The sequence below is a fragment of the Yersinia sp. J1 genome (genome assembly GCF_050586585.1).
Lineage (GTDB): Bacteria > Pseudomonadota > Gammaproteobacteria > Enterobacterales > Enterobacteriaceae > Yersinia > Yersinia entomophaga.
Genome location: NZ_JBOBDP010000016.1, coordinates 50,467 through 64,487 on the forward strand (window position 1 = coordinate 50,467; position 14,021 = coordinate 64,487).

Genomic DNA, 14,021 nt, shown 5'->3' on the forward strand with positions numbered 1-14,021 from the left:
CTCTACTGTGCGTCGCGGCTTGTCGGAGAGACAGGTACTTGAGATTCAGGTGCAGCTGGCAACGATGTTGTTGGCCCAGTGGCGACTGAGGTAGCCGTCTCCGTATTCGGTTGTGGTGGCTCTGCTGCCGGCGGCGGAGTGACATCCGCGCCGACCGGCGGTGTCGCTACCGGTGCGTCAGGTGCTGCCACTGAATTCCCCACTACCGGCGACTCAGCAACCGGCGCAGATTGTGTTGTTACCGCAGATACAGCTGGCTCGACGGCCGGTGCGGCCTGCGGTGCAACCGTTGCAGTGGACTCCGTTCCTGCGACAGGTTGTGCACTGGATTCGAGCTGTTTCAAACCTTCAGCTTTCTCAATATCCAGCGCTTTGTTATCCAGATTTTCGTGTTCAATGCTTTGCTGCGTCTGTTTGTTCAACACCAAAATACTGATGCGTCGGTTCACTGGATCGGTGGCTCTCTGCTCCTTTAACCCCATTGTAGACGCCATGCCCACCACCCGCAGCACCTTCCCTTCCGACAACCCGCCGGTCAGCAATTCGCGTCGTGAAGCATTAGCACGATCGGCAGAGAGCTCCCAGTTACTGTAACCTCGTTCACCGTTGGCATAAGGCAAATCATCGGTATGGCCTGACAGACTGATTTTATTCGGAATATCATTCAAAATTGGCGCAATCGCCCGCAGAATATCGCGCATGTACGGCTCAACCTGCGCGCTGCCCATCTGGAACATAGGCCGATTTTGACTATCAATAATTTGAATGCGTAACCCTTCATCCATCATGTTAATCAGTAGGTGTGGACGTAGCGCTTTCAGGCGAGGATCGGACTCAATCAGTTCGTCCAGCTTCTCGCGCAGTTTATTCAACCGATTTTCTTCCTGCCGGGCTTCGGCCGATTTGCTTACTTTCCTCACTTCGCCCTGTTGTTGGGTGGGATCGTCACCACCGCCAGGTATCGGGCTAGTGCTGGAGCTGCTTTTATCACCGCTGGTTAAAGCCACCTTCAACGGCGTACGGAAATATTCTGCAATCTGCGTCAGCTCTTGGGGGCTGGAAATCGACAGTAACCACATCACCAAAAAGAAAGCCATCATCGCTGTCATAAAGTCAGCATAAGCAATCTTCCATGAGCCGCCGTGATGGCCTCCCCCATGTTTGCCTTTACGCCTCTTAACCAGAATAACGGGGTGATTCTGATGCTTCATGCGTCCTCTTCTGTCGCTTGAGGTGCAGGAGCTTTCACTCTACGCACATGTTCTTCTAGCTCGATAAATGACGGGCGCTCGGTGGTGTAAAGGGTTTTGCGGCCAAACTCTACGGCGATTTGCGGCGCATAGCCGTTCAGACTGGAAAGCAGCGTCACCTTGATGCACTGCATCATTTTGGTCGTTTCAGCACTTTGCTGACGCAATAGGGTTGCCAGCGGAGAAACAAAGCCGTAAGCCAATAAAATACCGAGGAAAGTACCAACCATTGCATGAGCAATTAACGCGCCCAGTTCAGCCGCAGGTCTATCCGCAGAAGCCAGGGCATGAACAACCCCCATCACCGCGGCCACAATACCGAAAGCGGGTAATGAATCGCCCGCCATGGCCAAGCTACCGGCGGGGACTTCGCTTTCCTGTTCGAAGGTCTCTATTTCTTCTTCCATCAGCGCTTCAATTTCGAAGGCATTCATATTTCCGCTGACTATTAAACGCAAATAGTCGGTAATAAACTCGACTAATATTTTATCGGCGAGAATACGGGGATAATTAGAGAAAATTTCACTTTGCTGGGGATCTTCAATATCATTTTCGAGTGACAACATCCCCTGCTGACGCGATTTAGCTAATAACCGATACAACAATGCCATTAAATCCATATATAGCACTTTGTTATATTTAGATCTGCGCAATAGCTTCGGCATTGCGCGCAATGTGGCTTTTATCGCTTTACCGTTGTTACCAACAATAAATGCCCCAATACCGGCACCAGCGATAATTAAAAATTCCGACGGCTGATAGAGCGCACCAAGGTGGCCCCCTACCATCATGTAGCCACCGAGTACCGCACCTAGTACCACGATATAACCCAAAATAACTAACACGTGACATCCTTAGCAAAGTGTGTGGGTGGAAGGTGAGGTGTTTTGCGGAGTTTAAGATCCATCGAAAGTCGCTAGTATCAGGCAAACCGAGTATCCATACCGGGCCTGCCTGACAAAAATCTAACAATCAAATCTCACTTAAACTGCGCGTCTAACCTGCTCATCCAGCAGTTGTGTAGTTATATCGGCAGGTTGCGGAGAAAGTTTACGTTTTTTTACTGCGCGGGAAGGAGGCTGGCAAAGACTACAGACAAAACTGTTACGCGGTTGATGGGCGTGGGTGATAAAAGTCCCCCCACAGCAGCTACAGCCAGATAGCTGCAACATACCGCTATCAACGAATCTCACTAAAGTCCAGGCACGGGTCAAAGCCAGTAACGGCGGCTCTTCCACCCGATCCGGGCATTGTTCCAAATAGAGCCGATAAGCTTTAATAACCGCTTCAACGCCGGTGCATTGCCCACTTTTCAGTAAGAAACTGTAGGCATTATAAAACATCGATGAATGAATATTTTGTTCCCACGTCATGAACCAATCCGTCGAGAATGGCAACATTCCCTTCGGCGGCGGACTGCCTCGTAGCTCTTTGTAAAGTTTAATCAGACGGCCACGACTGAGCTGAGTTTCACTTTCTAGCATTTGCAAACGCGCACCTAAGGTAATCAGCTCCATTGCGAGATGAATATCTTTGGCTTCCTGAACAATACTTTTCTCAACCATCGTCATGCTCTTTTTTTAGACGCACTACCGTCTTTCAACGATAACTCATGCAGTAAGTGGCTTGACAATAAAATCCCAGTATGGATTTGCTGCAAATCATCCACGCGAGATTCTTTCGTCAGATGATGAATAGTGTTGTGATCGTTAAAGCGGAAATGGCAAACTAATTGATTGGTTTCCGCCAATTTAACCATTTGAGGCAACGTTAATTGAGATAATGCGTCGGCCATAGTATCCGTGATACCTAAACGAAACATGGCAGATGCTTTCTCATCATTAATTAAACGCTGTGCTAAAAGTAAATATGACAAATTAATATCATAAATATGTTTGAGTAATTCAGACGTACTCATCTTATACATCCCGACAGATTATGTTTTAAAACATAAGTTGGGTGAAGGTGTTTATCACCCATGACCAGGGATCCTTCCCGTTATACCGTTTATTAAAACGTATAGAACTAAAAGTAATTAAAAGACTACTGGTATCACAGAAAAAAACCATTTTGTTACGTAGCCTCATGTCAGACGCTTGGGCTACAGTATTTTTCGACCGTTCTATTATTGCGTCATGTTCATGAAACTTTTCTTACAAATATTAGGAATATTCCTAAAGAGGGCCAACTCTACTCCCGAATCGTCGGCACATACAACGTGAGTAGTGATTTATTTTAAATGTAATGTGACACAAGTCACAAAAATAAAATATAATTTTCTGAAATATGGTGTAGCTAGCTTATTTTTTGATCAATTTGACGGTTAAAAAACAAGCCCAAGTCAGAAACCGTCTTAAAATCCAATCATATAAGCCTAATTCTTAGCTTTTTTAGATCAATTCGAACAAAAACATCACCAAACCAAAATAACGGAGCATAAATCTGCCATGAGGCGGGAATCCCAGAATTAATCGCTATTAAGTAAATTAAATGATCGTCAAAACTATAAATAACTTAAGTAAACTATATTTTTTCCCGAGTAATCGCGACGATTAAAAACCATTAGCAGCCACTTAATAAGTGTTCGAATAATAACCAACTAGGAATAATCGGTTAAAAATGTCCAAAAGAGGTCTGGAAAGCCACAACAGACGTAACAAAACATTTCAGATAGCGTCATTGTCTACTGCGCTTGGAGAGAATTTATTAAATGTGGTACATACCCATACTTTTTGCAAAGGTATAATCTCGTTTTGGGTAAAATTTACACATAAAAACCGTTTATAAGGTCATTTTGCATACGATTGGCGCTATTTTATGCTATGAATTTAACAAAAAGATTAACTGTGAAGCAGATCTCATCCTCAAGCCGGCCTATCCCCTACTCTTTAGCTATGATGTTGTTTAGTGGAGAGAATAATGAAATATCAAAATGTACTGGTTGCTGTTTCACTTTCGCCGGACAGCCAGCAATTAGTCGACAAGGCGGTTTCAATCGTTCGCCCACATAACGGTATTATTTCTTTGGTCACGCTGACTACCGAACCGGAAATGTATAATAACTTTGCAGCGCCAATGCTGGGCGATCTGCGCAACCTGTTACAGGAAGAAGCTCGCTTATTTATGGCTGAGTTACAGGCCAAAACCAATTATCCCATTGCTGAAATGGCCATTCTCCACGGCGAATTAGCGGATAGCCTGAATTACGTCAGTAATAAACGGCAAATAGACTTGGTTATTTGCGGCCATCATAGCGCCAGCATGATGAATAAAATTTATTGCTCAGCTACCCGATTAATCAATGCCAGCCGCGTTGATGTCCTGATCGTCCCGCTATAACGGCTGCGCCTTACTGAGGCATTTTGCGTAATACCCATTATTCTTTTTGCAGCACCTAACGAGGTTTGCGCTAGCCGCACCTCATTCAGATCTGTCAAACGAGCAAGGAACTCAACATGCCTCAAGATAAAATCCATAACCGTCGTATTGTGCTGGCCTCCAGACCCAAAGGCGCACCGACAGCGGATAATTTTCGTTTAGAGATCAGAGATATCCCTCAGCCAGCGGCAGGACAGATCTTGCTGAGAACCCGCTATTTATCTCTCGATCCTTATATGCGTGGTCGCATGAGCGATGCCCCATCATATGCCCCTCCAGTTGCCATTGACGACGTGATGGTTGGCGGCACGGTTTCCCGGGTTGAAGCCTCGCAACATCCTGATTTTAAAGTCGGTGATTGGGTATTGTCCGTTAACGGATGGCAGGATTACGCGGTTTCTGACGGCAGCAATGTGAAAAACCTTGGCCCATTACTGTCTCATCCTTCTCGCTCACTTGGTGTTTTGGGCATGCCTGGATTTACCGCCTATATGGGATTACTGGATATAGGTCAGCCAAAAGAAGGCGAAACACTGGTGGTGGCGGCTGCCAGCGGCGCGGTAGGTTCTGTTGTTGGACAAATTGGGAAAATTAAAGGCTGCCGTGTAGTTGGCATTGCCGGTGGCACAGAAAAATGTCGCTATGTGGTAGAAGAACTGGGATTTGACGTCTGCATTGATCATCAATCTACTGATTTTCCTCAGCAATTAGCTAAAGCCTGCTCTGACGGTATAGATATTTACTACGAAAACGTCGGCGGTGCCGTATTCGATGCGGTCTTACCTCTGCTAAACACCCAAGCACGTATTCCTGTTTGCGGCATTATTTCACAGTATAACGCCACCGCATTACCTGACGGCCCAGATCGCCTGCCGTTATTGCAAGGTCTGATTTTACGTAAACGCATCAGAATGCAGGGGTTCATCATTTTTGACGACTATGCTCATCACTACGGCGAATTCATCAAACAGATGAACGAATGGCTCGAACAGGGCAAGATCAAATTCCGCGAAGATTTAGTTGATGGATTGGAGAATGCCCCACAGGCCTTTATGGGTCTGCTACAAGGTAAGAACTTTGGTAAGTTGGTTATTCGCGTGAGCAACGAATAAACAATAAAACCGGGGTCAGAAGACCCCGGTGAATAATTGTACGACGCCGTTTAATCAGAATCTTTAATTTACAGCCACTCCCCAAAGCGACGGATATAGAATCGCTTCATCAATTGCGCAACCACGCAATAACTAATCAATGTACCCGCTAACCACGGGAAATATTGCCACGGCAGCGGCTGCAGACCGACCAGCGCGCCAAGAGGTGAGAACGGAATATAAATACCAATCGCCATAACCAATCCGGTCATCAATAAAACCGGCAACGCAGCAGTACTTTGGATAAACGGAATTTTTTGCGTGCGCAACATATGCACAACCAATGTTTGCGAGAGTAGCCCCTCAATAAACCAGCCAGACTGGAATAGCGCCTGATGCTCTACGCTATTAGCCGCGAAGACAAACCACATTAATGCGTAAGTAGTAATATCAAAAATAGACGAGGTTGGGCCAATCCATAGCATAAAGCGGCCAATGTTTTTCGCATCCCACTTACGCGGTTTGCGCAAAAATTCTTTATCCATTTTATCCCAAGGCAATGATAGCTGGGAAATATCGTACATCAGATTTTGCAGCAGTAAATGAATCGCCAACATCGGCAAAAAAGGAATAAAAGCACTGGCAACCAATACGGAAAACACATTGCCGAAGTTGGAACTGGCGGTCATGTTTAGGTATTTGATGATATTACCAAAGGTTTCTCGCCCTTTGATTACGCCCTCCTCCAGCACCATCAGATTTTTTTCCAGCAAAATGATATCCGCGGATTCTTTCGCTATATCGGTTGCGGTATCAACGGAAATTCCCACGTCTGCATCGCGCAACGCCGGAGCATCATTGATACCATCGCCGAGGAAACCGACCGTATGCCCGTTGGCCTGCAACATTTTCAATACGCGAGATTTTTGTAATGGTGTTAGTTTGGTGAATACCGTGCGCAACTCGACTTCACGCGCCAGCGTTTCATCATCCATCAATTCAATATCGCTGCCACCGAGTGGTTCTCCCGGTTCCAAACCAACATCGCGACAAATTTTGCTGGTGATAATCGGGTTATCGCCGGTTAAAACTTTTACCGCTACGCCATTTTCACGCAGTGCAGCAATGGCCGCCGCCGCACTTTCCTTTGGCGGATCGAGGAACGTCAACACCCCTTCGACAATCAGCTCTTTTTCATCGTGAATACTGAGTGGAACATTGCTGACCTGCGATCCCATATCCCGAGTTGCTAGCAGCAGAACCCGGAAACCGTCCTGATTATATTGGCTGGCTAGTGTCAGCAATGCCTGCCGACGCGCATCATTCATCGGCAAAATCTGATCGCCATCGCGAATATGGCTACAGATTTGGAGCATTTCTTCCACCGCACCTTTGCAGATCAACTGCTGCCGCTGATCCTTATCTTTCACCACAATCGACAAGCGGCGACGCACAAAATCGAAAGGTAATTCATCGACTTTATTGTAACTACGCAAAGGATCGATAACTGATTTACCGCGGCCAAAACTGATAACCGCCTGATCCATCAGATTCCGCATACCGCTTTGATGATAGCTATTGAGCCAGGCCAGTTGCAGGACCCGAGTATCGTTACAGCCTTTCGCATCTAAATGATGTTCCAGAATGATACGATCCTGAGTCAATGTGCCAGTTTTATCGGTGCACAACACATCCATCGCGCCGAAATTTTGTATAGCATTTAGTCGCTTAACAACCACTTTTCTTTTGGCCATGGCGATTGCGCCTTTTGCCAGGTTAGAGCTGACAATCATTGGCAACATTTCTGGCGTTAAGCCCACGGCAACCGCTAAGGCAAATAATGCCGCTTCCGTCCAATCACCTTTGGTAAAACCATTAATCAGTAAAACAATCGGAACCATAACCAGCATAAATCGGATCAATAACCAGCTAACACTGTTGACGCCACGGTCAAATGCGGTTTGAGAACGCGTTCCTACGATAGATTTCGCCAGCGAACCAAAATAGGTATGCCCTCCGGTAGCCACGACCACCGCGGTCGCCGTTCCACTCGCCACGTTGGTTCCCATCAAACAAACGTTAGATAATTCCAGCAGCTCACTTTCACTACAGGCCTCCGAGGAGGTTGATTTTTGGCTTACACAGCTTAATGCATCGTATTTTTCGATAGGAATTGCTTCACCAGTCAAAATTGCCTGACTGATAAACAGATCCCTTGAAGAAACCAATCTGAGATCAGCAGGAACCATATCTCCAGCAGACAAATAAATAATATCCCCCGGAACCAATTCTTTAATCGACACTTCCCTTTTAACCGGCTGCACGCTGTGTTTTTCACGACGCATTACCGTTGCGGTAGTTCTTACCATCGATTTCAAGGCTTCTGCCGCTTTATTGGTACGGTATTCTTGCCAGAATCGCAAAAATCCGCTCAGCAGTACCATAATCACAATAATAAATACGCCGGTAAGATCGGTTTCTTCCCCTTGTTTCATCGGCAGCCAGTAATCAGTGAAGAAACTGATCGCCGCCAGTACCATTAGGACAAAAATAAACGGATTATTAAAAGCAGCGACCAGCTGTATCAACGCATGTGGGGCTTTATCATGAGCAACTTCATTTGCGCCATATTGCTCAAGGCGTTCCTGGGCATCCTCTTCGGTTAAACCATTTAAATTGGCATTCAATTTGGATAAGGTTAAATCCAGACTATTTTTGGCCTCTTGTGCAACGACAAAAGGTTTGTTTTTTTCACGGCGATAATTTTCCGCTTGCCCTGTTTTCATTAATTTGGTCATAACGCATCTCTTTTTATTTCATACTCATCACGCAGGGTTTATCCTCCCAATTATTTTGAGAATAAACTGACGTCGAGATTTATTTATTGCGTTGCCAACCAGATTAATTTAAATCGAAATTAACAACGCTTGATTAATTTAACTCCGGGGTGCTCGTCCATAACGGCTCCTTACTACCACTTGGGTGAGAATAGTTTATTATTTATGATTAATAGTTTTGCCAGATAACAGTAAAATTTCATATGGGCAATTCTGATGCCACTCGCCAATGAACCGCGCTGACGCTTCTTTCCAGACTAACGCGACAAACAATGCCTTCTATTTCTTTTTGCGCCGCTGGCGTTGCCATTATTTCGGCACACACTTCTAATTGACCGGGACGAGAAATATCTGCGCTACATAAAGATTGCAAACGCAGTGCCATTCCATTCAATCCCTGCAATATTAATGTTCTCACCAATATTTCATCTTCAGTGCCGCAGGTTACCTGAATACGATAACGAACTTCCAGATCGAGAGCCTGTTGTTGGGGCTGTAGATTAATTCGATGAGCAGCTTCGCGCAGTAATATATTAGCGCTCAAAATAATCGCAGTCGCACACACCGCATGCCAGACAAGCCCAAGTCCGCAAAGAACGCCCACCGCAGCGGAACACCACAGAGTCGCCGCCGTGTTCAAACCGCGAATATTCATGCCGTCGCGCATAATAACACCGGCGCCCAAAAAACCGATCCCAGAAACAATTTGTGCGGCAATTCGCCCCGGACTATCCGGAGATGTTACGGCAGAGCTAAGAACAAATATCGCAGCGCCTGTAGCAACCAAAGCATAAGTGCGTAATCCCGCCATACGCTGACGCCATTGACGCTCAGCGCCAATTAATGCGCCCAAAGCCGTAGCGAGTAATATATTTAAGACGAACGGAGTCAATGACATGATTCTATCCACATTATTAATGGAAGAGTAATCATGTGCTATTTAGCACACAGGTAATTGTGCCGAGAGAATACTCAGCAATTAACTGATGTGAAAACCAGGAGGAAATAGAGAGTGACCGTTGAATACCATAATAAAATCCAAATAAACTCTTTCGATGATAAAACCATCGACTATTTATAATTCACTAGGGTATGCACAGTTCAGAATAAAACTTGAGGGTGCTGCCCGCCATGTTCGGCAAGCAACAAATCAGAAGGAGATGAGTCAGCTTGCCTTGCTTATTTGACTACAACTTTGGGTGTCCATTAATTCTCTCCACTGAAATTTCGCATAATTATAGGTTCGGGGAATAAATATGTAAAGCGAGGTTTTTTCAACAAATCATAAACGACAATAATTCATTAGGAAATATAATTAAAAACTTCGTTTACGTTGATAATTAAGTGTATTTCGCTTAAAAAAGGAAAATATTCTTATCATTGAATTTATTGCTCAAGGAAAAAATAATCTTCTGGCGTTCAATTAAGCCGGCTTATGAGTTTCCGTAATGCCACAGCGCACCTGATTTTTGCTCTCCCGCGCAGGGAACCAAAACATTTTTAGCTCCCCTATCACGAATTTACTCGTTTCAGTGACGGCTAACTCAGAAAGATTAACAAAAGCCCAAGCCCTGTATGAGACATTGCATCGCTTCGCGTATCTTATCCTTCGCAAAGATAATCGTGTTTATCCCTACCGCTCCCTGTAACTCAATCTGTATAAAGAATTCAATCTGTCGGGTTGTCGGGTTGTCAGGTTGTCAGGTTGTCAGGTTGTCAGGTTGTCAGGTTGTCAGGTTGTCAGGTTGTCAGGTTGTCAGGTTGTCAGGTTGTCAGGTTGTCAGGTTGTCAGGTTGTCAGGTTGTCAGGTTGTCGGGTTGTCGGGTTGTCGGGTTGTCGGGTTGTCGGGTTGTCGGGTTGTCGGGTTGTCGGGTTGTCGGGTTGTCGGGTTGTCAGCATTTTAGAGCTGATGTTCCCTTACTCAAGCATAAGTTCACAGCCACCAGCAGTTCTTTCATTCGTAGGAGCGCTATTGCATTAGCTATCGTACTTCGCTCGGGCCATTCAACCAGAGCGTGAGGAAGGCAAGGAAGATGAAAAACAGCAAGTTACCGCGATACTGTATTAAGCCAATCCAGTTTTTCTGATAAATCCCTTGGTAAATTTGCAGCTTTATCGGCCTTATAGGTTCCATTCTTTAGTTTTATGAACGTATTTAATCAGTTTTGCGATCTCTGTCGCATATATAACCCTAAGCATTTCGGGTCAATGGCCGATAGGTTTTAAAAGTACTCTATGCAGTTTATGTAGTTAATTACCAATGTGAATAAAGTTCTGTCCGGTTCCTACCTCTCCCTTCGATCGCCTTTAAGACGGAAATAATAATGAAAAGTGGAAGTACACAGCAATTAATAGATACAGCCACGCCTTCGCAGGCAAAAGTCATATTTATTAATAATATCCGCCTGGTTACTCTGTTTGTGGCAATTCTGGCTGGCATACTGGCACTGTTTGCCGTGGCCATTGGCACATCTAGCTACTTCTTAAAACAAAGTAATCAGTATCTTGAGCACGCTACTAAAGAGGTGGACATTCGTCTAGGTTTATCCAACAGCTCAGATTATCTCCGAGCGGCACGCTTAATTTTGATTCAGGCCGCTTCTGCCGCACGCATTGGCGACACGGAAAGTTATCAATCCGGTTTAAAAACGGCGGAGAATCGTCTGGCTGAATCGCAAAAGATGTTTGATCTTTACTTCAATCGCCCAGGTAAAGATAAAAATGAGTTAGCTCTGGATATACCGCTTAAGAAAGCTTACGAACAATATCGCAGCGAAGGGATGATGCCGATGTTGGATGCCTCACAACAGGGCCACTTTGAGGAAGTTATTTCTCTCGAAGCGGAAAAGCTTAAACAGTTAGATATGGCCTATAACGAACCTTTGCTCGCCAGCATTAATTATCTTGCCGAGCAAGCCAATCAGATAAATCAATCGGCTAAACAAGGGGCTCGGTTAGGTTATATCTTGATGGGCGGAGCCTTCATTTTCACCGTGGTTCTTACTTTGGTGACTTTTTTAGTCATTAGTAAAGTTATCATCAAGCCCATGAATGTGCTGGTCACCCGCATCCAACGGATTGCCGATGGCGACCTGACTCAACCGACTATTCCATTCGGCAAAAATGAAATTGGCCTACTCGGCAGCAACATTCAGCTGATGCAGGAATCATTATCCCGAACCGTTGAATCTGTCAGAAATAGCGCAGATTCTATCTATCAAGGGACCAGTGAAATAGCGTCTGGAAATACCGACCTATCAGCACGAACAGAGCAACAGGCCGCATCTTTGGAACAAACTGCCGCCAGCATGGAACAGCTAACCGCCACGGTAAAACAAAACTCTGAAAACGCTCATCATGCCAGCCAACTGGCAGCCAATGCCTCCAGCAAAGCTCGTGAAGGCGGTGATATTGTCAGCGATGTCGTGAGCACGATGGATAAAATATCCCTTAGCTCAATGAAAATCGCAGATATTACCAATGTTATCAATAGCATAGCATTCCAGACCAATATTCTGGCGCTAAACGCGGCTGTCGAAGCCGCCCGAGCAGGAGAGCAGGGACGTGGATTTGCGGTTGTCGCTAGTGAAGTTCGTCACTTGGCTCAACGTAGTGCGGACGCGGCCAAAGAAATAGAATGTCTGATTGAAGCTTCCGTTGATCTGGTCGGCGACGGTTCGATTTTGGTTTCTGACGCAGGCAAAGCGATGAAAGAGATTGTAACTGCGGTCACTCATGTTACGGATATTATGGGTGAAATTGCCTCTGCATCCGATGAACAAAGTCGGGGCATTAGTCAGGTAGCTCAGGCAGTTTCTGAAATGGATAATGTCACGCAGCAAAATGCCTCTTTAGTGCAGGAAGCGTCAGCGGCGGCGGCATCACTAGAGCAGCAGGCATCAATGCTGACTCACGCAGTGGCTGTTTTCCAATTAAATAGCAAAGGTAAAAACACGGGTGGACAACCCGCAAGTAACGCCAAGACAAGCAATAATTTTAATGCTAAAAAACCAGAACTGGATACGGAAAACTGGGAAACATTTTAAGCGAGTTACTCATGCCAATTAACTCTCTATATATCGGATATTCAATGTGTTAGCCGGTAGCAGGCTAACATTGATGTAAAAAAACCGGAGACAGGGAATCCCCTACTCCGGTTTCTTGTATATAGGCTTAATCAATTCAACGCGGTTCCACGAAAGTCCCGTCTTTGCTATCAATTTCGTTGAAGAACCAAACTCCCTCAGGATAATCCTTCAGTGAAACCAGATACATTACGCCCTCACTGAATTCCTCAACCTCAAGAACCACGCCTTCCCGTCTCGGGCCGCCGTCGGTTTTAACTGTCACTAGATCGTTAACTTTCATAGTCTTATCCTATCCTTAATCAATGCAACTAGTGTAGTACATAATACAGTGAGAATGATAAGGTTTACGCGTACCAGAGTGGTATGCAACGGTAATTACCGATAGGTAGTATTTTAAATAAGGAAGCGCTGATAGGTAGCTTTCGAGGATAGATTGTCTGGAGGAAGAACGGGATGTTGCAAACGGAACGTAAAACTTGAGTCATGGCCTATTACAGATAACAAAAAACCCGCCTGAGCGGGTTTTTTCAATTAATCAGCGAGAGGCCGATTAGATTGCAGTTACGTTTGCTGCAGACGGACCTTTAGCACCGTTCTCGATAGAGAACTGTACGTTCTGGCCTTCAGCCAGGGTCTTGAAGCCTTGATCTTGGATTGCAGAGAAGTGTACGAACACGTCTTTGCTGCCGTCAGCTGGAGTGATGAAACCGAAGCCTTTAGACTCGTTGAACCACTTTACTTGACCTTTCATCATGTTAGACATGTTTATTTCCTTAATTAAAAAATTTTTGCCACCATGGGCGTGTTATAGCCGGTTATCAGTCGTTACTTATGGAGGCACTATGAAGGAAATTCGTCAGTGAAGAGCTATCAACGATAACGCTTTAAATATGAACTACTTTACTCAAGATGTCGTGCATAAATAGGTCTGTACCACAGGCCGAGACGCATTAACTCATGACGGGCTTTTAATAGCAACTCTTTTTATTACAGGAACCGAATATTGTGATTCACATGCCTAAAATTAAGGCAAAGAAGCCATTTTTTATTCACTTCCCCCGGCCACAACCTGCCGCCAGAACCATTTCATTAAATACCACTACGCCTGATTATCCGGCATTGGCGCAGATGCTTGATGCTGATGCTTGACGCTTTTCACCCTAACCCATGCTTTTAGCTATCAACGCCATCAGTTAAACCAGCTTATCTATAAAATTGCATTAACTCTGCAGGTTTTAGCCCTACGCCAATTTCGTTGCGAATGATTTTTTAAATAAGTGTTATCTATAAAGCTCAGTGAGCCGACAAAATAAAACCTGGCTTCTGGCTTCTGGCTTCTGGCTTCTGGCTTCTGGCTTCTGGCTTCTGGCTTCTGGC

Annotated in this window: 12 protein-coding genes; 4 read left to right on the top strand and 8 right to left on the bottom strand. The window is 45.2% G+C overall.

Features of this window, described 5'->3' with window-relative positions; genetic code table 11:
* Positions 1-2: 2 nt before the first annotated feature.
* The 4 genes from motB to flhD form a co-directional block, all read right to left on the bottom strand.
* Positions 3-1,211 carry a flagellar motor protein MotB gene (gene motB / locus ACQ4OC_RS16885; RefSeq protein ID WP_064517605.1) on the bottom strand — a complete coding sequence of 403 codons (1,209 nt, stop codon included), beginning with the start codon at positions 1,209-1,211 and terminating at the stop codon, positions 3-5.
* The gene (gene motA / locus ACQ4OC_RS16890) at positions 1,208-2,095 is read right to left on the bottom strand and encodes a flagellar motor stator protein MotA (RefSeq protein WP_064517603.1); all 888 of its coding nucleotides are present in this window, start codon (positions 2,093-2,095) and stop codon (positions 1,208-1,210) included. Before motA ends, motB begins: the two co-directional genes overlap by 4 nt.
* Before the next feature lie 138 nt (positions 2,096-2,233).
* Positions 2,234-2,815 carry a flagellar transcriptional regulator FlhC gene (gene flhC, locus ACQ4OC_RS16895; protein WP_049597484.1) on the bottom strand — a complete coding sequence of 194 codons (582 nt, stop codon included), beginning with the start codon at positions 2,813-2,815 and terminating at the stop codon, positions 2,234-2,236.
* Positions 2,816-2,817: 2 nt separating this feature from the next.
* Positions 2,818-3,168, bottom strand: coding sequence for a flagellar transcriptional regulator FlhD (gene flhD, locus ACQ4OC_RS16900; protein ID WP_038242066.1), 351 nt, complete (start codon positions 3,166-3,168; stop codon positions 2,818-2,820).
* A gap of 1,001 nt (positions 3,169-4,169) precedes the next feature.
* Here flhD and uspC point away from each other — a divergent pair.
* Positions 4,170-4,589 (top strand): universal stress protein UspC, encoded by a 420-nt coding sequence (gene uspC, locus ACQ4OC_RS16905; protein ID WP_064517600.1) that lies wholly within the window; start codon positions 4,170-4,172, stop codon positions 4,587-4,589.
* 116 nt (positions 4,590-4,705) lie between these two features.
* Entirely contained in the window at positions 4,706-5,740 is a 1,035-nt protein-coding gene (locus ACQ4OC_RS16910) for an NADP-dependent oxidoreductase (protein WP_120806730.1), read from the top strand.
* 68 nt (positions 5,741-5,808) lie between these two features.
* On the opposite strand, the gene mgtA is transcribed toward ACQ4OC_RS16910, so the two are convergent.
* Together mgtA and ACQ4OC_RS16920 are read right to left on the bottom strand one after the other, a co-directional pair.
* Positions 5,809-8,517, bottom strand: a complete 2,709-nt coding sequence (mgtA, locus tag ACQ4OC_RS16915) for a magnesium-translocating P-type ATPase (RefSeq protein WP_120806729.1) — start codon at positions 8,515-8,517, stop codon at positions 5,809-5,811.
* A gap of 238 nt (positions 8,518-8,755) precedes the next feature.
* Positions 8,756-9,454 carry an MgtC family protein gene (locus ACQ4OC_RS16920; protein WP_064517595.1) on the bottom strand — a complete coding sequence of 233 codons (699 nt, stop codon included), beginning with the start codon at positions 9,452-9,454 and terminating at the stop codon, positions 8,756-8,758.
* A gap of 1,426 nt (positions 9,455-10,880) precedes the next feature.
* Here ACQ4OC_RS16920 and ACQ4OC_RS16925 point away from each other — a divergent pair.
* Positions 10,881-12,602, top strand: a complete 1,722-nt coding sequence (locus ACQ4OC_RS16925) for a methyl-accepting chemotaxis protein (protein ID WP_064517593.1) — start codon at positions 10,881-10,883, stop codon at positions 12,600-12,602.
* Positions 12,603-12,738: 136 nt separating this feature from the next.
* On the opposite strand, the gene dsrB is transcribed toward ACQ4OC_RS16925, so the two are convergent.
* Together dsrB and cspE are read right to left on the bottom strand one after the other, a co-directional pair.
* Positions 12,739-12,924 (bottom strand): protein DsrB, encoded by a 186-nt coding sequence (dsrB, locus tag ACQ4OC_RS16930; protein WP_064517591.1) that lies wholly within the window; start codon positions 12,922-12,924, stop codon positions 12,739-12,741.
* Between the two features lie 270 nt (positions 12,925-13,194).
* A complete protein-coding gene (cspE, locus tag ACQ4OC_RS16935; RefSeq protein ID WP_002210893.1) occupies positions 13,195-13,407 on the bottom strand; it encodes a transcription antiterminator/RNA stability regulator CspE in 213 nt (70 codons plus the stop codon).
* A gap of 251 nt (positions 13,408-13,658) precedes the next feature.
* Here cspE and ACQ4OC_RS16940 point away from each other — a divergent pair, with 251 nt between their 5' ends.
* Positions 13,659-13,793: a hypothetical protein gene (locus ACQ4OC_RS16940; protein WP_276148124.1), complete on the top strand. Its 135-nt coding sequence runs from the start codon at positions 13,659-13,661 to the stop codon at positions 13,791-13,793.
* Positions 13,794-14,021 lie beyond the last annotated feature (228 nt).